Here is a 20,436-nt window from a genome sequence, read left to right as displayed (position 1 = left end):
GGCGGTCCGGGCGTCGCAATCAAGCGCAGCGAACTTCGACGGGGCAGCGTACACATGACGAAGCACACGACCGGATCGGTTGTCGCGCATCGACCGAACCGGCTTCCCCGACGCATCGCTCGCCTCTTACCGCTCGCGCATCCGATAGCGCAGCGTTCGTTTTAATCCGCGGTTCTCTCCGCACCATCCAACACCAGGAGCTTTGCACATGCAAACCACCGACAACGCGACGTCCCAGTACGAGAGCGCCTCGAGCCGTCCGCTCGGCGGGACCGAACAGGGCGCGCAGGCGCTCGCGCCGCAGGCCACGTTCGCCGACTACAAGGTGATCCGCCGCAACGGCAGCGTGGTGTCGTTCGAGCCTTCGAAGATCGCGATTGCGGTGACCAAGGCTTTCCTGGCCGTCAATGGCGGGCAGGGCGCGGCATCGGCACGCGTACGCGAACTCGTCGAGCAGCTCACGCACAACGTCGTGCGCGCGCTCGTGCGCAGCCGTCCGAACGGCGGTACGTTCCATATCGAAGACATCCAGGACCAGGTCGAACTCGCGCTGATGCGCGGCGGCGAGCACAACGTCGCGCGTGCGTACGTGCTGTATCGCGAGAAGCGTCACCTCGAGCGCCAGCATGCGGGCGAGGAAGCAGCGGCAGCGGGCGGCGAGTCGAGCACCGGCATCAACGTCGTCGACAACGGCGTCACGCGCCCGCTCGACCTGAACGCACTGCGCGCGCTGATCGTGTCGGCATGCGACGGTCTCGGCGCTGCGGTTAACCCTGACCCGATCGTCGCGGAAACGGTGAAGAACCTGTACGACGGCGTGCCGATGAGCCAGGTCTACGACTCGGCGATCCTCGCTGCGCGCACGATGATCGAAAAGGATCCGGCATACAGCCAGGTCACGGCCCGCATCCTGCTGCACACGATCCGTCGCGAGATCCTCGGCGAGGAAGTGGTCCAGGCCGAGATGTCGGCCCGCTACGCGGAATACTTCCCGCAGTTCCTGAAGCGCGGCGTCGACGCCGGCCTGCTCGACGACAAGCTGCTGCAGTTCGACCTGAAGCGTCTCGGCGAAGCGCTCGACGCGAACCGCGACCTGCAGTTCGGCTACCTCGGCCTGCAGACGCTGTACGACCGCTACTTCCTGCACGTCGACGGCAGCCGCATCGAAATGCCGCAGGCATTCTTCATGCGCGTCGCGATGGGCCTGTCGCTGAACGAGATCGACCGCGAAACGCGCGCGATCGAGTTCTACAACGTGCTGTCGAGCTTCGACTTCATGAGCTCGACGCCGACGCTGTTCAACTCGGGCACGCACCGCTCGCAGTTGTCGTCGTGCTACCTGACGACGGTCGCGGACGATCTCGACGGCATCTATGAAGCGCTGAAGGAAAACGCGCTGCTGTCGAAGTTCGCCGGCGGTCTCGGCAACGACTGGACCCGCGTGCGCGCACTCGGCTCGCATATCAAGGGCACGAACGGCAAGTCGCAAGGCGTGGTCCCGTTCCTGAAGGTCGTCAACGACACGGCCGTCGCGGTCAACCAGGGCGGCAAGCGCAAGGGCGCGGTCTGCGCGTACCTCGAATCGTGGCACCTCGACATCGAGGAGTTCCTCGAGCTGCGCAAGAACACCGGCGACGATCGCCGCCGTACGCACGACATGAACACGGCGAACTGGATTCCCGACCTGTTCATGAAGCGCGTGATGGAAGGCGCCGACTGGACGCTGTTCTCGCCGTCGACCTGCCCGGACCTGCACGACAAGTTCGGCGCCGATTTCGAGAAGGCTTACACGGCTTACGAAGAGAAGGTCGCGCGCGGCGAGATCAAGCTGTTCAAGAAGATTCCGGCGCAGCAGCTCTGGCGCAAGATGCTCGGCATGCTGTTCGAAACGGGCCACCCGTGGATCACGTTCAAGGATCCGTGCAACGTGCGCTCGCCGCAGCAGCACGTCGGCGTCGTCCACTCGTCGAACCTGTGCACGGAAATCACGCTGAACACGAGCGACACCGAAATCGCGGTGTGCAACCTGGGCTCCGTGAACCTCGTCGCCCACCTGGTGAAGCAGGCCGACGGCAGCTACGCGCTCGACCACGACAAGCTGAAGCGCACGATCAGCGTCGCGATGCGCATGCTCGACAACGTGATCGACATCAACTACTACGCGGTGCCGAAGGCGCGTAACTCGAACCTGAAGCACCGTCCGGTCGGCATGGGCATCATGGGCTTCCAGGACTGCCTGCACCTGCTGCGCACGCCGTACGCGTCGGAAGCGGCGGTCGAGTTCGCCGATCGTTCGATGGAAGCGGTCTGCTACTACGCGTACTACGCGTCGACCGAGCTGGCCGAGGAACGCGGCCGCTACTCGAGCTACCGCGGCTCGCTGTGGGATCGCGGCATCCTCCCGCAGGACACGCTGAAGCTGCTGACGGAAGCGCGCGGCGGCTACGTCGAGGTCGACACGTCCGAGTCGCTCGACTGGACGACGCTGCGTTCGCGGATCGCCGCGCACGGCATGCGCAACTCGAACTGCGTCGCGATCGCGCCGACGGCGACGATCTCGAACATCATCGGCGTGTCGGCATGCATCGAGCCGACCTTCCAGAACCTGTACGTGAAGTCGAACCTGTCGGGCGAATTCACGGTGGTCAACGAGTACCTCGTCCGCGACCTGAAGGAACGCGGCCTGTGGGACGAAGTGATGGTCGCCGACCTGAAGTACTTCGACGGCATGCTGTCGCGCATCGACCGTATCCCGGCCGACCTGCGCGCGATCTACGCGACCGCGTTCGAAGTCGACCCGACGTGGCTGGTCGAAGCGGCATCGCGTCGCCAGAAGTGGATCGACCAGGCGCAGTCGCTGAACATCTACATGGGCGGCGCGTCGGGCAAGAAGCTCGACGAGGTCTACAAGCTCGCGTGGCTGCGCGGTCTGAAGACGACCTACTACCTCCGCACGATGGCAGCGACGCACGTCGAGAAGTCGACGGTCGCACACGGCGCGCTGAACGCGGTGCCGACGAGCGGCGGCTCGAGCAGCGGCGGCGCGCAAGGCGCGGCAGGCGGCTTCGGTGCAGCGGGCGGCGCAGCGTCGTCGTCGGGCGCAGTCGACGCGGCACCGGCACTCGCGCCGGTTGAAGCGGACGGTCCGGTATGCACGATGCGCCCGGGCGATCCCGGCTTCGACGAGTGCGAAGCCTGCCAGTAACGCGGCGCGCATGACCTGAAGAAGGTTCGGGCGGCGCGCACGACAACCGATCGAGGTTGAAGTGTGCGCCGCTCTCAACTAAAAAAATGATAAGGAATCTGTAACGCGGCACTCGCGTTGCAGGCAGTGACAAGCGATCGAAACATCCCCGACGACGTCGCGTTTCGATCAGCGTTCGATGCGTCGAGCGCACCTCGCGATACACGTGCGACACACGTCGCGCGCTGCATGAACGACGATGCGTTGCTCAAAGTGTTGTATCGAGGTCGCAACGCGAATCGAAAAAAGGATTTTTCGTGAGCGAGCCCTTTTATCGCTCAGGAAAAGATGGTACAAACCGTTCTAAATTGATGGTGAGAATTTATGCTCAACTGGGATGACGAGAAGACTGCCGTAACCCCCGCGAGCGGAGCGCAGCAAAACGCGTTGCGCACCTCCGCAGGGATGGCTGTCGGAATGCAGGCTGCAACGCCTGCCGCCCATCAGGTCCGCGACATTTTCGAAGGCGATCTTGCGGTGCCGCCGCAAGCATCGGCTGTTCCCGCCGGCGGTTCGGAAGCGCGGGTCAACGTTGCAGACAAGCGCATCATCAACGGCCAGACTGACGTCAATCAGCTGGTGCCGTTCAAGTACAAGTGGGCGTGGGAAAAGTATCTGGCGGGTTGCGCGAACCACTGGATGCCGCAGGAAATCAACATGTCCCGCGACATCGCCCTGTGGAAGGATCCGAACGGTCTGACCGAGGACGAGCGCCGCATCGTCAAGCGCAACCTCGGCTTCTTCGTGACGGCCGATTCGCTCGCCGCGAACAACATCGTGCTCGGCACGTACCGCCACATCACGGCGCCCGAGTGCCGGCAGTTCCTGCTGCGCCAGGCGTTCGAAGAGGCGATCCACACGCACGCGTACCAATACATCGTCGAATCGCTCGGTCTCGACGAAGGCGAGATCTTCAACGCGTACCACGAGGTCACGTCGATCCGCGCGAAGGACGAATTCCTGATCCCGTTCATCCACACGCTGACGGACCCGGCCTTTAAGACCGGCACGCTCGAAGCGGATCAGAAGCTGCTGAAGTCGCTGATCGTGTTCGCCTGCATCATGGAAGGCCTGTTCTTCTATGTCGGCTTCACGCAGATTCTCGCGCTCGGCCGCCAGAACAAGATGACGGGTGCTGCAGAGCAATATCAGTACATCCTGCGCGACGAGTCGATGCACTGCAATTTCGGCATCGACCTGATCAACCAGATCAAGCTCGAGAACCCGCATCTCTGGACCGCGGAATTCCGCGCCGAGATCCGCGAGCTGTTCAAGCAGGCTGTCGAACTCGAATACCGCTACGCCGAGGACACGATGCCGCGCGGCGTGCTGGGTCTGAACGCGTCGATGTTCAAGAGCTATCTGCGCTTCATCAGCAACCGCCGTTGCCAGCAGATCGGCCTCGACCCGCTGTTCCCGAACGAGGAAAACCCGTTCCCGTGGATGAGCGAGATGATCGACCTGAAGAAGGAACGCAACTTCTTCGAGACGCGTGTGATCGAGTATCAGACGGGCGGCGCGCTGTCCTGGGAATAACCCGCAGCAGCGAACCCGTCACATGATGTGAGCAGCCGGCGGCCTCTCGGCCCCGGCCCAAGGTTTAGGAGCAAGAACGCCTGATGCAAAGCATGCCCGGTGCCTTAACGGCCCAACGACATGATCGGCACTTTGCGAACCCTTCAGTGGGATGGGCAAACTTCCCTCCGGAAAAAGCGGACGGCCGTGTGGCGGTCCGCTTGATCAAGCGATTAGGGGTGGCGGCGCGAGGCGCGCCGGCTACCGACTTGATTTGGCGCGCGAGGCCATGGGGTCACGCGCGCCATACCGTATTCATTAGCGTAAGCGCGTGGTATCCGCGTACGCCGATGAATAGCCCGCTTCGAAGCGCACGTCCTGAACAGCGTCCGCGGGAAGCGGGTTTTGACGAAGGGTGTAGTTTGAACTGACTCTCATCTGAACCTGAAGGAGAACAACATGGCTACTGCCAAGAAGAAACCGGCTGCTAAGAAGGTTGCTGCCAAGAAGACCGTTGCGAAGAAGGCTGCTGCTCCGGCGAAGAAGGCCGCTGCGGTGAAGAAGGTTGCTGCGAAGAAGGTCGCGGTGAAGAAGGTTGCCGCGAAGAAGGCAGCACCGGCGAAGAAGGCTGCTGCGAAGAAGGTCGCGGCAAAGAAGGTCGCAACGAAGAAGGTTGCTGCGAAGAAAGTCGCGGTGAAGAAGGTTGCCGCGAAGAAGGCAGCACCGGCGAAGAAGGCCGCTGCGAAGAAGGTTGCAGCCAAGAAAGTCGCGGTGAAGAAGGTTGCTGCGAAGAAGGCAGCACCGGCGAAGAAGGCCGCTGCCAAGAAGGCCGCGCCGGCGAAGAAGGCTGCCGCCAAGAAGGCTGCGCCTGCGAAGAAGGCTGCTGCGAAGAAGGCTGCGCCTGCCAAGAAGGCTGCCCCTGCGAAGAAGGCTGCCGCTGCACCGAAGGCTGCTGCTGCACCGAAGGCTGCCGCTGTTCCGAAGGCTGCCGCACCGGCGAAGAAGGCCGCTGCTCCGAAGAAGGCTGCTGCTCCGAAGAAGGCCGTCGTGAAGAAGGCTGCACCGGCAACCACCGCGTCGACCGCATCGGTCGCGCCGGCATCGGGCGTGAAGACCGCGCTCAACCCGGCAGCGGCATGGCCGTTCCCGACCGGCAGCCGTCCGTAATCGCGGCTGACCAGCACTACCCGGACACTCACGCGGTGTCCGCGGGTTGAGTAGCGCTACTCAATCGATCCCGCCATCTGGCTCAGGTGGCGGGATTTTTTTCGTCCCTCTGCATCGATGGGCCGGCCGGCTGCCGGGCACGGACGAAAAAAAACGCATGTGCAGCTTCGCACATGCGTTCGACCGCGGCTTGCGCCGCGTGCTGAGGATGCTCGTTAGTGCGTGACGCGCGTGACGCCGCCGCTCGACAGCAGTCGCACCCGTTCGCCGGCGCGGAACACTTCGCCGCTCGCCGCCTGCGTGATCGAGCGCAGGTCGCCGTTGTCGAGGCGCACGGTGATTTCGACACCGTTCGCCGTGCTGAGGTTTTCGCCGACCGCGTTGCCTGCGACCGCGCCGACGAGACCGCCCGCGATGGCCGTCAGGATCGATCCCTTGCCGCCGCCGATCGCGCTGCCCGCGACTGCGCCGAGCGCGCCGCCGCCGAGCGTGCCGATCGCGCTGCCGCCGCCATCGGACTGGATGCGCACCGCACGGACGCTTTCGACGGTGCCCATGCGCACGGTTTGCTCGCGCTGCGCCTGGCCGACGCTATAGACATCTGCCGAGCCCGGCGCCGTGAAGCAGCCGGCGAGCGTCAGCGTGGCCGTCAGCATGGCAGCGAGCGTGAGGGTTTTCTTGGTCAACATCTTTGCTCTCCCACAATATTCATTTGAGACTGTACCCGAAGGCAGCCTCGAAGCGCGCGTCGATTTCGGCGCGCGTCAGTGCGTAAGTTTGAGGCCCCTGGTGGGCGATCTTGATCGAGCCCATCAGGCTCGCGAGGCGGCCCGTGGTTGCCCAGTCGAGGCCATTCTCGATGCCGTACAGCAGGCCGCCCCGGAAGGCGTCGCCGCAGCCGGTCGGATCGACGACACGCTCGGCTTGCACGACCGGAATCTGTTCTTCGCCGTTTTTGTGAAGAATGGTGGCGCCGCGCTCGCCGCGCGTGATGATCAACGCCTGAACCCGGCTGGCGATTTCCTGTTCGGACCAGCCCGTCTTGTCGCTGACGAGCTTGCCCTCGTAGTCGTTGACCGCAACGAAGGTGGCGAGTTCAATGATGCGGCGCAGCGTCGCACCGTCGAACAGCGGCAGGCCCTGGCCCGGATCGAAGATGAACGGGATGCCGGCCTTCGCGAATTGCTCGGCGTGCTGGACCATCCCGTCGAAGCCGTCCGGCGCGACGATGCCGAGCTTCACGCCCGACACTTCGTCCGCGCGGTTCAGGTGCGACTGCATCATCGCGCCCGGGTGGAATGCGGTGATCTGGTTGTTCTCGAGATCGGTCGTGATCATCGCCTGCGCGGTGTGCGTTTCGGGCACCACGCGTATGCTGGCCTTCGACAGGCCGAGGCTGTCGAGACGCTCGAGATAGCGATCGGCGTCGTTCGCGCCGACCGTCGCCATGATACGCGCGTCGCCGCCGAGCATGTGCAGCGCGTAGGCGATGTTCCCCGCGCAACCGCCGAATTCGCGACGCATCGTCGGCACGAGGAAGCTCACGTTCAGAAGGTGAACCTGGTCGGGCAGGATGTGCTCGCGAAACCGGCCTTCGAAGGTCATGATGTTGTCGTAGGCGAGCGAGCCGCAAATCAGCGTAGTCAAGGCGTGCGTTCCTGTAGAGAGCAAAGGGAGGCGGCTGCCCGGCCGGCGCGCGCAGGCCGTCGGGCCTCGCGCGGCAGGGACGGGCGGCTGCGGGTTACTTCAGTGCGGCGAGCGCTGCGTCGTAGTTCGGCTCGTCCTTGATCTCGCCGACGAGTTCCGCGTGGAGCACCTTGTCCTGCGCGTCGAGCACGACGACCGCGCGGGCCGTCAGGCCGTTCAGCGGGCCGCTCGTCACGTCGACGCCGTATGCGTTCGCGAACGCGCGGCCGCCGCGGAACGTCGAAGCCGTCACGACGTTCGCGAGGCCTTCGGTCGTGCAGAAGCGCGTGGCGGCGAACGGCAGGTCGCCGGACACGACCACCACGACCGTGTTGTCGAGCGACGACGCGGCTTCGTTGAACTTGCGGGTAGACGTCGCGCAGGTGGGCGTATCGAGGCTCGGGACGATGTTCAGCACCTTGCGCTTGCCGGCGAAGCTGGCGAGCGACAGGTCGGCGAGGTCCTTGCCGACCAGCTTGAAGTCGGGGGCTTGCGAGCCGACGGCCGGGAACGTGCCGGCGAGATCGATCGGGTTGCCACCCAGCGTAACTTTGCTCATGTTCGTGCTCCGAAATAGCGCGCCGCAGCGGCGCGCGGGTTGAGACGGCGCGCATGCGCGCGCCGCGGGGCGTCACGGATAGAAGATCTGGACGCGGAAATTCGAGGCGGGCGCGCCGTTCGTGTCGAGACGGACGACCATCGTCTGCGTCGTGCCGGGCGGCAGCCCGGCGTCGATCGGCATGCCCGGGCGCACGTAGTCGCGCGGCGCGAGCACGCGGCGCACGGTCACGTGATTCGTGTCGTCGAGCAGCGTCAGCTCGAGCGACGGGTAGGCGAGCGCGACGCGGTAGCGGTTCGTCAGCGGCACCTTCAACTCCAGCACGCGCGGGCCGTCGATCTGGCGCAGGTCGGCCGCGTCGAGCCGCAGGCCGTCGATCGCGCGCGGCGGCGTCACCTTGCAGCCGAGCGGCGCGCACGCCTGCCGGAACCAGCCCTGCGTGACGGGCCAGTAGATCATCACGGGTTCGCGCTGCCACCACGCGAGCTGCGCGACGAGCAGCACCGCGAGCACGGCCGCGACGAGGCCGCCGAAAAAGCCGCCGAGCGTTCCACGTCGCTGCTGCGCGCGCGGCTCGCGCGTCACGGCGAAGGGCGGGCGGTCGTCGTCGGACAGTGCGGCGGGGAAGGGGACGGCCGGCTGGGCGACCGGCTCGGCGGCCGGTTGTACGTCCGGTTCGGCACCGGGTTCGCTGGCGGCTGCGGCCGGTGCGGCGGCACGTTCGGCGTGGGTGTCGGGTTCGGATTTCGGTTCGAGTCCGGGCTCGGCTTGTACCGGCCTGAACGCGAAGCGCGGTTCGCGTGGCGCGTGCTCGTCGTCGGGCACGGCGAAGCGCGCGTTGCCGACCGGTTCGACGGGCGCTGCTGCGGCGGGTTCGATCGACGGCGTGGGCGCGACGAAGCGCGGTTCACGCAGGTCGGGTTCGGTGAGCGGCGTGAGCGGCGTGAGCGGTTCGTCGGTTTCGGGCGGCACTGCATCCGGTCCGGCCGATCGCGCGGCGACGGCGTGCAACTCGGCCGGCTGCGATGCGATCGGCGCCGGCGTGCCGGACAGGTGAACCACACCGGATTCCGTCGACGGCAGCGCAAGCGGGATCAGCGGCTCGGCGCGCACGGTCTCGACACTGTGCTGCAGGGACGGGTCGACGCCGCCATCGAGCCACGGCGCCCACATGTCCCAGCCTTCCGGCTGGTAATCGGAACCCGCTGCCGGTTCGACCGGTGCGTCGGAGGTGAAGAGCCGCGCGGGCGGGGCGTCGTGTTGCGGGTTGGCGGCGGCCGGCTCGACCGGCGCCGCTTCGGTCAGCGCGGATTCCGGCGGTGCCGGATCGGGTACGAGCGACTGCGATGCGTTGAAGACCTGCTGACAGTGTCCGCAACGCACGAGCCCGTCATGCAGCGCGAGCTGTTCCTGCTGCAGCCGGAAGACGGTTTCGCAATGAGGGCAGCGCGTCGCAAGAAGCATGTCGAGCCGGGCGGCCTGCTGGCCAGAGTGAAGGACAGCGCTATTCTAATGGCTTTCCCGCCGCGTTCCGGCGAGGCATACCCAACCTTCGTGTTCGCGCCAGACCGAGATGTCGACGTAGCGCGCATAGACGGCCGCGACTTCGTCCGCCTGGCGCGCGAGCACGCCCGACAGCGCGATGCGCCCGCCCGGTTTCACCTTCGATGCGAGCATCGATGCCATCAGTTTCAGCGGGTTCGACAGGATGTTGGCGACGACGATGTCGAATTCGCCGGCCGGGCACGCATCGGGCAGCCCGTACGTGACTTCCGCATGGTTGCGTTCGCTGTTCTGGCGCGCCGATTCGACCGCCTGCGGATCGATGTCGATGCCGACCACGGGGTTCGCCCCGCATTTCCGCGCGAGGATCGCGAGAATGCCAGAGCCGCAGCCGTAGTCGAGCACCGACTGGCCGGGCTTCACCGACTGTTCGAGCCATTCCATGCACAGGCGGGTGGTCGGGTGGCTGCCGGTGCCGAACGCGAGACCGGGGTCGAGTTCGAGGATCAGCGCGTCGGGGTCCGGCGCGTCGTGCCACGACGGCACGACCCAGATCCGCTCGCCGATCGGAATCGGCTCGAACTGCGACTGCGTGAGCCGCACCCAGTCCTGTTCCTCGACTTCGCGCACGTCGAACTTCGGCGTCTCGGCGACGCCGATCTCGTTCGCGGCCGCCGCGAGCAGCACGGCCGGGTCGTGATCGGGCGACAGCAGCGCGATCACGCGCGAGTGCTGCCACGCGGTGCGTTCGGGAACGAGGCCGGGCTCGCCGAAGAGCGGCTGTTCGTCGGGCGTGTCGGCGTCGGCGTCCTCGACGGACACCGACAGCGCGCCGAGGTCGAGCAGCGCGTCGGACAGCGCCTCCGCATGCTCACGGGCCAGTTCGACGACGAGTTCGCGATAGCTCATGCTTACGCTTCTTCCGGTGCGACCTGCTGCTTCTGGGCGAGCCGGTGTTCGAGATAGTGGATGCTGGTGCCGCCTTCGACGAACTTCGAGTCGATCATCAGCTCGCGGTGCAGCGGGATGTTGGTCTGGATGCCTTCGACGACCATTTCCGACAGCGCTATGCGCATCCGGCGGATCGCCTGGTCGCGCGTCGCGCCGTAGGTGATCAGCTTGCCGATCATCGAATCATAGTTCGGCGGCACGAAATAGCCATTGTACGCATGCGAGTCGACGCGCACGCCGGGGCCGCCCGGCGTATGCCACGACGTGATCCGGCCCGGCGACGGCGTGAACTTGAACGGATCTTCCGCGTTGATCCGGCATTCGATCGCATGTCCGCGGAACTCGATGTCGCGCTGGCGCAGCGCGAGCTTCTCGCCCGCTGCGATGCGGATCTGTTCCTGCACGATGTCGACGCCCGTGATCATCTCCGACACCGGGTGCTCGACCTGCACGCGCGTGTTCATCTCGATGAAGTAGAACTCGTTGTTCTCGTACAGGAATTCGAACGTGCCCGCGCCGAGATAGCCCATCTTCTTGCACGCGTCCGCGCAGCGGTCGCCGATGCGCTCGATCAGGCGGCGCGGAATGCCGGGCGCCGGCGCTTCCTCGATCACCTTCTGGTGACGGCGCTGCATCGAGCAGTCGCGCTCGCCGAGCCAGATCGCGTTCTTGTGCGCGTCCGACAGCACCTGGATTTCGATGTGGCGCGGGTTCTCGAGGAACTTCTCCATGTACACCTGCGGGTTGCCGAACGCACGGCCGGCTTCCTCGCGGGTCATGTTGACCGCGTTCACGAGCGCGGCCTCGGTGTGCACGACGCGCATCCCGCGCCCGCCGCCGCCGCCCGCTGCCTTGATGATGACCGGATAGCCGATCGCGCGCGCAATCTTCACGATCTCCTTCGGATCGTCCGGCAACGCGCCTTCCGAGCCCGGCACGCACGGCACGCCGGTCTTGATCATCGTCTGCTTCGCGGTGACCTTGTCGCCCATCATCCGGATCGTTTCCGGGCGCGGGCCGATGAACGTGAAGCCCGACTGCTCGACGCGTTCGGCGAAATCGGCGTTCTCGGACAGGAAGCCGTAGCCGGGGTGGATCGCCTCGGCATCGGTGACTTCCGCGGCGCTGATCAGCGCCGGCATGTTCAGGTAGCTCAGGTTCGACGGGGCCGGGCCGATACAGACGGCTTCGTCCGCGAGGCGCACGTACTTGGCTTCCTTGTCGGCTTCCGAGTAGACGACCACCGTCTTGACGCCGAGCTCGCGGCACGCGCGCTGGATGCGCAGCGCGATTTCACCGCGGTTGGCAATGAGGATTTTTTCAAACATAGCGAGTATTCGTCTCTTCGAGGGGCGCGCGAACGGCGCCTGGCGAGCATCGGCGGCGCGCGGCCGGACGGGCCGCGCGGCGGACTTAGCCGATCACGAAAAGCGGCTGGCCGTATTCGACGGCCTGGCCGTTCTCGACGAGGATTTCCTTGATCACGCCGGCCTTGTCCGACTCGATCTCGTTGAGCAGCTTCATCGCTTCGATGATGCAGATCGTCTGGCCTTCCTTGACCGTGTCGCCCACCTGGACGAACGGGTCCGCGCCCGGCGACGGCGCGCGATAGAACGTGCCGACCATCGGCGACGTCACGACGTGGCCTTGCGGGGCGGCCGGTGCGGCGGCGGCGCCTGCTGCCGGCGCGGCAGCGCCTTCGGTCGGCAGCGCGACCGACGGAGCGGGCGCGCTGACTTGCGGGGCATACCCAGCCGTCGGCTGCACGTAGACCGGCGGCGCGTTCTTGACGATACGCACCTTGCCTTCGCCTTCCGTGACTTCCAGCTCGGAGATGCCGGATTCGGAAACGAGGTCGATCAGAGTTTTCAGCTTACGAAGATCCATCGGGAATTCCCCTTTCAATACGTGAAAGCGCCGGTGGGACCGGCGCTGAATCTAGATCGCGAAATCAGCCGCGCGACGCGCCTTGCAGCTTGTCCAGCGCGTACTCGAGCGCGTACAGATAACCTTTCCAGCCGAGCCCGCAGATCACGCCTTCGGCCTGGTCGGAAAAGTAGGAGTGATGCCTGAACGCTTCGCGGCGGTGCACGTTCGACAGATGAACCTCGACGAACGGGATGCCGACGCCGGCGATCGCGTCCCGGATCGCGACGCTCGTGTGCGTATACGCGGCGGGATTGATCAGGATGAAATCGGTCTGTTCCTCCCGCGCGGCCTGAATGCGGTCGACGAGCGCGCCTTCATGGTTGCTCTGGAACGACGACAGTTCGGCGCCGGCTTCCTGGGCTCGCGCGGCAAGCGCCTGATCGATCTGCGCAAGCGTGACGCGGCCGTACACCTCCGGTTCCCGGGTGCCGAGAAGGTTCAGGTTGGGGCCGTGCAGCACCAGCAATCGTGTCATGGTCGCTTCTATTTCTGCGGAATTGCGCGAACTTTAGCGCTATTTAGAGAAATTTGTCTAGTTTTGCCGAACGGCCGGGCGCGCCGGACCTGCAAGAATTACCGGTGCGGCTGCAAAGTATCAGCGAATTCACGTGAAATTGCGGCGATCGACGTACAAATCGCTGCCAACGTGCGGGCCGCCGTTCAGGGCGATCACAACGCGTCGAGGGTCTTTTTCAGCTCGGCCGGTTGGATTTGTCCTAATTTTGTCTCGCGAATCTTGCCGGTTTCGTCGATGACGACCGTAAACGGCAGCGCGCCGGCGGTATTTCCGAAATTACGGGCCAGATCGGCGCCCGCATAACCGCTGACGAAAACCGGATAGTCGACCTTCACCTTCTGCAGAAAGTTCTTCACGTTCTGGTCGGAATCGACGCCGATCCCGATGAAGCGGATGCCTTTCTGCTTGTATTGGTGCGACAGCGCGACGAGCTCCGGCATCTCCTCGACGCACGGGCCGCACCACGACGCCCAGAAATTGACCACGACTTTCTGGCCCTTGAAGGAAGCGAGCGACGCCGGCTTGCCGTCGACGCCGGTCAGCGACGCGGCCCACAGCTGGTCGACCGGGCTGCCCTGCGCAGCGGGCGCGGCGACGGCGACGCCGTCATCGGCGCTGCCGCCGCGGAACCAGTGGCCGGCGGCGAGCCCGCCGGCGACGGCGGCGGCAGCGACCACCGCGAGCGGCAACATGCGTTTCATCATCATCGTTGAATCATTCCGGTTCGGAAGGGGCGTTGCTGGCTTCGACGAGCGCACGCAATGCGGCGGCGTCCGCGCGGGCGACCCGGCCGCGCGCGTCGGCCTTGACCGCGCCGCGCAGGTCGTCGCTCGCGTAGAGCGCGACGTGAATGCCGATCGCGTCCACGTCGCGCCGCGGGCGCCACAGGAAGCTGAGCGTCTCGACGTCGGCGCGACCGGCGAAATGCCGCGTCTCGGACACGTCGTACTGAACGTTCTGGTTCAGCAGGTAGATCGCGACGTCCTTCGGGTTGTCGGTGAATATCTGCAAATGGATGTCCGAATGCGCGTTCGCGGTGCCGTTCAGCACCGCGCCCGTCACGTACGGATTGAACTCGGCGAGCCGGCGCATCCAGTCGAGCGCGATCTCGCGCAGGCGGCGCAGTTCGTCCGGCTGCGTGTCGCTCTGGAACAGGGCGAGGTACTCGCGCAGTTCTTCCTCGATCAGGTCGTTATCCGGCAGCCATTCGCCGGCAACGCGCGTATCGCCGAACAGCTGGCGCGCGGCCTTGCGCTTCGCGCTGGCGTAATCGAGGCCGTCCTCCGCGATCAGGCGGGCGGCGGACTGGGCGATTTCCTCGCGGGCGCGCCGCGGGTCGACAAGAGGTTTGCGAGACATGATCCGGCAATCATACTCGATCGCGCGGCGGCCGAACGCGGTGCGGCCGCGCGTCGTCCGCCGTTCCGCGCGGCATCCGGATCCGTCGTTCGGGCCGCCGGGCACGGCGGGCCGTCAGTTACAATGACGGTCTTTGTGTCGCGGCGAAAGTCGTTGGCCGGGCGGCCTGTCCGGCGTGCCGCAGACCATCTTTCCGAATCGACGGCGCCCGGCGGCGCGAAAGCATTCATCTATGCACATCCACATTCTTGGCATCTGCGGCACCTTCATGGGCGGTCTCGCCGTGCTCGCGCGCGAGGCCGGCCACACGGTGACGGGTTGCGACGCGGGCGTCTATCCGCCGATGAGCACGCAGCTCGAGGCGCAGGGCATCACGCTGATCGAGGGCTACGGCGCCGAGCAGATCGACCTGAAGCCAGACCTGTTCGTGATCGGCAACGTCGTCACGCGCGGCAACCCGCTGATGGAGGCGATCCTCGATCGCGGCCTGCCTTATGTATCCGGCCCACAATGGCTCGGCGAACACGTGCTGGCAGGCAAGTGGGTGCTGGCGGTCGCGGGCACGCACGGCAAGACGACCACGTCGTCGATGCTCGCGTGGCTGCTGGAAGATGCCGGCCTGAACCCGGGCTTCCTGATCGGCGGCGTGCCGCTGAACTTCGGCGTGTCGGCGCGGCTGACCGATTCGAGTTTCTTCGTGATCGAGGCCGACGAATACGACACGGCGTTCTTCGACAAGCGCTCGAAGTTCGTCCATTACCGGCCGCGCACCGCGGTGCTCAACAATCTCGAATTCGATCACGCCGACATCTTCCCGGATCTCGCCGCGATCGAAACGCAATTCCATCATCTCGTGCGCACCGTGCCGGGCGTCGGCCGGATCGTGACCAACGGCCGCTCGGACGCGCTCGAGCGCGTGCTCGCGCGCGGCTGCTGGAGCGAGGTCGAGCGCTTCGGCGTCGATGGCGGCTGGCAGGCACTGCCGGCCGAGGACGGCGTACCGGTCGACGAGCGCTTCGCGGTGTATTCGCAGGCCGAGCGTGTCGGTGAGGTCGCGTGGCAGGTGCAGGGCGACCACAACCGGATGAACGCGCTCGCGGCGATCGCCGCCGCCCGCCACGTCGGCGTGCCGCCCGCGCAGGCCGCCGAATCGCTCGCATCGTTTCGCAACGTGAAGCGGCGCATGGAAGTGCGCGGCAGCGTGGATGGGGTAACCGTCTACGACGACTTCGCGCACCATCCGACCGCGATCGAAACCACGATCGCCGGCCTTCGTGCACGCATCGGCCGCCAAAACTCCCGTATTCTCGCCGTGCTCGAGCCGCGTTCGAACACGATGAAGCTCGGCGTGATGAAGGCGCAACTGCCGGCCAGTCTCGCCGACGCCGACCTGGTGTTCGGCTACGGCGCACCGACCGGGCGCGACGCGCTCGGCTGGAACCTCGGCGACGCGCTCGCGCCGCTCGGCGACAAGGCCCGCGCGTTCGACGATCTCCATCTCTTGGTGAAGTCGGTCGTCGAGGCCGCGCGTCCGGGCGACCACGTGCTCGTGATGAGCAACGGCGGCTTCGGCGGCGTGCACCAGAAGCTGCTCGACGCGCTCGGGAGCCGCGCGTGATCCTGTACCTGCACGGGTTCCGGTCGTCGCCGGAGTCGCAGAAGTCGCGGCTCCTCGCCGCGCGCATGGCCGAGCTCGGCCGCACGCCCGAATGGCGCTGCCCGTCGCTGTCGGTGTCGCCGCTCGAGGCGATCGCCGTCGCGGAAGCCGCGGTGGCCGGGGTGCGCGACGTGACGGTGATCGGCAGCTCGCTCGGCGGCTACTACGCGACCTGGCTCGCCGAAAAGCACGGCTGGAAGGCGGTGCTGCTGAATCCGGCGATCGTGCCGCAGCGCGACCTCGAGCAGCATCTGGGCGAACAGCCGCTGTGGCACGGCGGCGGCTCGATCGTCGTCGAACGCCATCACCTGCAGGAGCTCGACGCGCTGCGCGTGCCGGCGATTTCGCGGCCCGAACGCTACTATCTGTTCGCGGCGACGGGCGACGAAGTGCTGGACTACCGCGAGATGCTCGCCCACTACCCGGGCGCGAAAACGCGCGTGATCGAAGGCAGCGACCACGGAATCAGCGAATTTGCCGACTATGTCGACGACGTTCTCGCTTTTTGCGACGACCGAACGTCATGAACCCGGCGTCATGCCGATCGAATTCCCATCATCATGCGGCGCCGCCGATGCGGCGCCCGGCAGTCTGAACGAGAGTACTGAGTGAACGTTTTCTTCGAGGAATCGGGCAGTTTCAAGGCGGGCAGCGTGCTGTCGCGCCAGGGCGACGCGTTTCAAGTCGAGTTGCCCGGCGGGCGGCGGGCGAAGGTGCGCGCGAAAGACGTGCTGATCGAATTCGAGAAGCCGGCCGCGAGCGAGCTGATGCAGGAAGCCGACACGGCCGCGCAGCAGATCGACCTGGATTTCCTGTGGGAATGCGCGCCGGCCGACGAATTCGCGTATACGGCGCTGGCCGCGGAATACTTCGGCGCGACCTACGGCCCGGTCGAGCGCGCGGCGCTGGTGCTGCGGCTGCACGGCTCGCCCGTCTACTTCCGCCGCAAGGGGCGCGGCCAGTATCAGCGCGCGCCGGAAGAGCAGCTCAAGATGGCGCTCGCGTCGCTCGAGCGCAAGCGCCAGCAGGCGCTCGTCCAGGCGCAGTACGAAGAGGAGCTGAAGGCCGGCAAGCTGCCGGAAGCGTTCGCGGGCAAGGTGCTCGGGCTGCTCACGCGGCCGGACAAGAATGCGATCGAATACAAGGCGATGGAAGCGGCGGCCGGCGCGCGCGGCGTGTCGCCGGCGCGGCTGATGCTCGACTGCGGCGGCATCGCGTCGCCGCGTGCGCTGCACGAGGCGCGCTTCCTCGCGGAATTCTTCCCGCACGGCACGGGCTTCCCGGCCGTCACGGTCGGCCCGCTGCCGGACGACCTGCCGCGCGCGGACGTCGAGGCGTTCTCGATCGACGACATCACGACGACCGAAATCGACGACGCGTTCTCGGTCGAGCACCTGTCCGACGGTCGCGTGCGGATCGGCGTGCACATCGCGGCGCCGGCGCTCGGCATCGTGCGCGGCGACGCAGTCGACGCGATCGCGCGCGCGCGCCTGTCGACCGTCTACATGCCGGGCGACAAGATCACGATGCTGCCGGACGACGTGGTCGACGTGTTCACGCTGAAGGAAGGCGACTACCGCCCGGCGCTGTCGCTGTACATCATCGTCAACCGCGAGACGCAGGAGATCGTCGCGAACGAGACGCGCGCCGAACTGGTGTTCGTGAAGAACAACCTGCGCCACAACACGCTCGACGAGCTCGTCAACGAAGAGACGCTCGCCGCCGGCACCGGCGACTATCCGCACAAGGACGACATCGCCGTGCTGTGGCCGCTCGCGCAGGCGCTGTTCGAGAAGCGCCAGGTCGCGCGCGCGGGCTACGGCCTGAAGCGCGAAGTGCAGCGCAACACCGACTACAACTTCTACGTCGAAGGCGAGCACGTGACGATCACGCCGCGCCGCCGCGGCTCGCCGCTCGACCTGATCGTGTCGGAGCTCGCGATCCTCGCGAACTCGACGTGGGGCGCGTTCCTGCACGATCACACGGTGCCCGGCATCTATCGCTCGCAGCGCGGCTTCGGCGCGCCGGGCCCGAAGCGCACGCGGATGCAGACGACGGCCGCGCCGCACGAAGGCCTCGGTGTCGCGCAATACGCGTGGAGCACGTCGCCGCTGCGCCGTTACGTCGACCTCGTGAACCAGTGGCAACTGCTGGCATGCGTGCAGCACGGCGTCACCGCGAAGCTCGCCGCGCCGTTCAAGCCGAAGGACGCCGACCTGTACGCGGTCGTGCAGGGCTTCGACGACACCTATACCGCGTACGCCGACTACCAGCGCCGGATGGAGTACTTCTGGTGCCTGCGCTGGCTCGCGCAGGAGCAGAAGAAGCAGGTCGTCGCGAGCGTCGTGAAGGGCGACCTGGTGCGCCTCGAGGAAATTCCGCTGCTGCTGCACGTGCCGGGGCTCGGCGTGCATGCGCGCGGCACGCGCGTGCTGCTCGACGTGATGTCGCTCGACGAGCTGACGATCGAGGCGTCGGTGCGGCTGCTTAACGTGCTCGACGCGCCGACCGTGACGAGCGGCGACGCGTCCGACGACGAAGACGAGAACGAAGGCGGCGACGACACGCTGGTCGATGCGCAGGACGCGTCGGCGCAAGCCGAGGCTGAAGCACTGGCCGAAGCGGACGGCGCGACGGCCGCGGGCGACGAGGCCGCGACCGCCAACGGCCAAGATAGCGAAGAGGGGCGCGCATCGTGAACGCAGCCGCGTCGACGAGCGGCGCCGACCGCTATGTGGTGTTCGGCAACCCGGTGGCGCACAGCAAGTCGCCGTTCATCCACGCGCAGTTCGCCGCGCAGACGGGCGAGGCGATCGTCTACGAGCACCGGCTCGCGCCGGTCGACGGCTTCGAGGCCGCCGTGCGCGCGTTCATCGCCGAAGGCGGACGCGGTGCGAACGTGACGGTGCCGTTCAAGCTCGACGCGCACGCGCTCGCCGACACGCTGTCGCCGCGCGCGGCGGCGGCGGGCGCGGTGAACACGCTGCGCATCGATGCCGACGGCGGCATCTACGGCGACAACACGGACGGCGTCGGCCTCGTGCGCGACATCGAATCGAATCTCGGCGTGTCGCTCGCGGGCGCGCGCATCCTGCTGCTCGGCGCGGGCGGCGCGGCGCGTGGCGTCGTGCTGCCGATGCTCGAGCGCGCGCCGCTGTCGATCACGATCGTGAACCGCACCGCGAGCAAGGCCGAGGCGCTCGTCGGCCAGTTCACGCAGGCCGCGCACGATGCGGGCTGCGTACTGTCGGGCGGCGGCCCGGACGCCGTGCGTGCCGAGCCGTACGACGTGATCGTCAACGCGACGGCAGGCAGCCTCGATGCGGCGCTGCCGGCGTGCGACGCGGCCGCGTTCGGCGCGGGCACGCTCGCGTACGACATGATGTACGGCGCGCAGCCGACGGTGTTCATGCAGCATGCGGCGTCGCTCGGCGCGCGCACGGCCGACGGGCTCGGGATGCTGGTCGAGCAGGCGGCCGAATCGTTCTTCATCTGGCGCGGCGTGCGGCCGGACGGCGCACCGGTGCTGGCCGCGCTGCGCCAGGCGCTCGCGGCTGCCTGAGCGGAGCGCGGCACGTGGTGGCGGTAAGCGGCACGCAGCGCACGCGCACGGTCGGCGCGACGCGCTGGCTCGTCTATGCGGGTTCGGTGTTCGCGGGCGCATGGCTCGCGACGCAGCTGTTCTATCTCGTGCAGATCGCCGCGTGGTCGTTCATCAATCCCGGTTCGACCGCGTTCATGCGGACCGACGCATGGTGGCTGTCGCGCGACAAGCCGCCCGCGCGGATCCAGCACCAGTGGGTGCCGTACGACCAGATCTCGCGCAACCTGAAGCGCGCGCTGATCGCGTCGGAGGATTCGACCTTCGCGACCAACAACGGCTACGACGTCGACGCGATCCTGCAGGCATGGGAGAAGAACAAGGCGCGCGGCCGGATCGTCGCGGGCGGTTCGACGATCACCCAGCAGCTCGCGCGCAACCTGTTCCTGTCGCGCGAGAAGAGCTACATCCGCAAGGGGCAGGAGCTGATCATCACGTGGATGCTCGAGACGGTGCTCGACAAGGAGCGGATCTTCGAGATCTACCTGAATTCGGTCGAATGGGGTCGCGGCGTGTACGGCGCCGAGGCCGCCGCCCGTTATTACTACAGGATTCCCGCGAGCCGGCTCGGCGCATGGCAGTCGGCGCGCCTCGCGGTGATGCTGCCGAAGCCGCGCTGGTTCGACGCGCACCGCGGCTCGGCCTACCAGGCGCAGCGCGCGGCCGTCATTGCCCGCCGGATGGGCGCGGCCGAACTTCCGCAATCGCAGTGAGCGGCGCACGCGCGCCGTCGCATTGTCCGTTCCGT

General features: G+C 66.6%; 19 protein-coding genes. 9 read left to right on the top strand and 10 right to left on the bottom strand.

Features of this window, described 5'->3' with window-relative positions; translation table 11 throughout:
• Window positions 1-208: 208 nt before the first annotated feature.
• The 4 genes from DIE12_RS22940 to DIE12_RS22920 all read left to right on the top strand — a co-directional run bounded on the left by DIE12_RS22940 (window position 209) and on the right by DIE12_RS22920 (window position 5,926).
• The gene (locus DIE12_RS22940) at window positions 209-3,205 is read left to right on the top strand and encodes a ribonucleoside-diphosphate reductase subunit alpha (RefSeq protein WP_124520011.1); all 2,997 of its coding nucleotides are present in this window, start codon (window positions 209-211) and stop codon (window positions 3,203-3,205) included.
• Window positions 3,206-3,568: 363 nt separating this feature from the next.
• Window positions 3,569-4,780 carry a ribonucleotide-diphosphate reductase subunit beta gene (locus DIE12_RS22930; protein ID WP_044844206.1) on the top strand — a complete coding sequence of 404 codons (1,212 nt, stop codon included), beginning with the start codon at window positions 3,569-3,571 and terminating at the stop codon, window positions 4,778-4,780.
• An 83-nt stretch (window positions 4,781-4,863) separates the two neighbouring features.
• Entirely contained in the window at window positions 4,864-5,190 is a 327-nt protein-coding gene (locus DIE12_RS22925) for a hypothetical protein (RefSeq protein ID WP_082088468.1), read from the top strand.
• Window positions 5,191-5,218: 28 nt separating this feature from the next.
• Entirely contained in the window at window positions 5,219-5,926 is a 708-nt protein-coding gene (locus DIE12_RS22920) for a histone H1-like DNA-binding protein (protein ID WP_124520267.1), read from the top strand.
• A 215-nt stretch (window positions 5,927-6,141) separates the two neighbouring features.
• Here DIE12_RS22920 and DIE12_RS22910 read toward each other — a convergent pair whose 3' ends face one another.
• The 10 genes from DIE12_RS22910 to DIE12_RS22865 form a co-directional block, all read right to left on the bottom strand.
• The gene (locus DIE12_RS22910; RefSeq protein ID WP_011883213.1) at window positions 6,142-6,615 is read right to left on the bottom strand and encodes a glycine zipper 2TM domain-containing protein; all 474 of its coding nucleotides are present in this window, start codon (window positions 6,613-6,615) and stop codon (window positions 6,142-6,144) included.
• A gap of 19 nt (window positions 6,616-6,634) precedes the next feature.
• Window positions 6,635-7,573 carry a carbohydrate kinase family protein gene (locus tag DIE12_RS22905; protein ID WP_044844204.1) on the bottom strand — a complete coding sequence of 313 codons (939 nt, stop codon included), beginning with the start codon at window positions 7,571-7,573 and terminating at the stop codon, window positions 6,635-6,637.
• Between the two features lie 94 nt (window positions 7,574-7,667).
• Window positions 7,668-8,171, bottom strand: coding sequence for a thiol peroxidase (tpx, locus tag DIE12_RS22900; protein ID WP_044844203.1), 504 nt, complete (start codon window positions 8,169-8,171; stop codon window positions 7,668-7,670).
• A 72-nt stretch (window positions 8,172-8,243) separates the two neighbouring features.
• Complete coding sequence (locus tag DIE12_RS22895; protein WP_124520007.1) at window positions 8,244-9,635, bottom strand: DUF3426 domain-containing protein; 1,392 nt, start codon at window positions 9,633-9,635, stop codon at window positions 8,244-8,246.
• Between the two features lie 45 nt (window positions 9,636-9,680).
• Window positions 9,681-10,583: a 50S ribosomal protein L11 methyltransferase gene (gene prmA / locus DIE12_RS22890; RefSeq protein ID WP_124488236.1), complete on the bottom strand. Its 903-nt coding sequence runs from the start codon at window positions 10,581-10,583 to the stop codon at window positions 9,681-9,683.
• Window positions 10,584-10,585: 2 nt separating this feature from the next.
• Window positions 10,586-11,953, bottom strand: a complete 1,368-nt coding sequence (accC, locus tag DIE12_RS22885; protein ID WP_044844200.1) for an acetyl-CoA carboxylase biotin carboxylase subunit — start codon at window positions 11,951-11,953, stop codon at window positions 10,586-10,588.
• 85 nt (window positions 11,954-12,038) lie between these two features.
• A complete protein-coding gene (accB, locus tag DIE12_RS22880) occupies window positions 12,039-12,512 on the bottom strand; it encodes an acetyl-CoA carboxylase biotin carboxyl carrier protein (protein WP_044844199.1) in 474 nt (157 codons plus the stop codon).
• A 64-nt stretch (window positions 12,513-12,576) separates the two neighbouring features.
• Window positions 12,577-13,029 carry a type II 3-dehydroquinate dehydratase gene (gene aroQ / locus DIE12_RS22875; RefSeq protein WP_040143361.1) on the bottom strand — a complete coding sequence of 151 codons (453 nt, stop codon included), beginning with the start codon at window positions 13,027-13,029 and terminating at the stop codon, window positions 12,577-12,579.
• Between the two features lie 194 nt (window positions 13,030-13,223).
• Window positions 13,224-13,778, bottom strand: coding sequence for a TlpA disulfide reductase family protein (locus DIE12_RS22870; protein WP_124488238.1), 555 nt, complete (start codon window positions 13,776-13,778; stop codon window positions 13,224-13,226).
• Window positions 13,779-13,785: 7 nt separating this feature from the next.
• Window positions 13,786-14,430: a UDP-N-acetylmuramate--alanine ligase gene (locus DIE12_RS22865; RefSeq protein ID WP_124488239.1), complete on the bottom strand. Its 645-nt coding sequence runs from the start codon at window positions 14,428-14,430 to the stop codon at window positions 13,786-13,788.
• A gap of 232 nt (window positions 14,431-14,662) precedes the next feature.
• On the opposite strand from DIE12_RS22865, the gene mpl reads away from it, so the two are divergent.
• The 5 genes from mpl (at window position 14,663) to mtgA (ending at window position 20,401) form a co-directional block, all read left to right on the top strand.
• Window positions 14,663-16,048, top strand: a complete 1,386-nt coding sequence (mpl, locus tag DIE12_RS22860; RefSeq protein WP_059689100.1) for a UDP-N-acetylmuramate:L-alanyl-gamma-D-glutamyl-meso-diaminopimelate ligase — start codon at window positions 14,663-14,665, stop codon at window positions 16,046-16,048.
• Window positions 16,045-16,614, top strand: coding sequence for a YqiA/YcfP family alpha/beta fold hydrolase (locus DIE12_RS22855; RefSeq protein WP_044844196.1), 570 nt, complete (start codon window positions 16,045-16,047; stop codon window positions 16,612-16,614). Before mpl ends, DIE12_RS22855 begins: the two co-directional genes overlap by 4 nt.
• An 81-nt stretch (window positions 16,615-16,695) precedes the next feature.
• Entirely contained in the window at window positions 16,696-18,786 is a 2,091-nt protein-coding gene (locus DIE12_RS22850) for an RNB domain-containing ribonuclease (RefSeq protein WP_124520005.1), read from the top strand.
• Window positions 18,783-19,649, top strand: a complete 867-nt coding sequence (gene aroE, locus DIE12_RS22845) for a shikimate dehydrogenase (protein WP_124488241.1) — start codon at window positions 18,783-18,785, stop codon at window positions 19,647-19,649. Before DIE12_RS22850 ends, aroE begins: the two co-directional genes overlap by 4 nt.
• A gap of 14 nt (window positions 19,650-19,663) precedes the next feature.
• Window positions 19,664-20,401, top strand: a complete 738-nt coding sequence (gene mtgA / locus DIE12_RS22840; protein WP_124520003.1) for a monofunctional biosynthetic peptidoglycan transglycosylase — start codon at window positions 19,664-19,666, stop codon at window positions 20,399-20,401.
• Window positions 20,402-20,436 lie beyond the last annotated feature (35 nt).

Origin of the sequence: Burkholderia sp. Bp9015, from assembly GCF_003853505.1 — a bacterium.
GTDB lineage: Bacteria > Pseudomonadota > Gammaproteobacteria > Burkholderiales > Burkholderiaceae > Burkholderia.
Note: the sequence above shows the minus strand (reverse complement) of the source record. Positions and strands in the feature narration are given on the sequence as shown.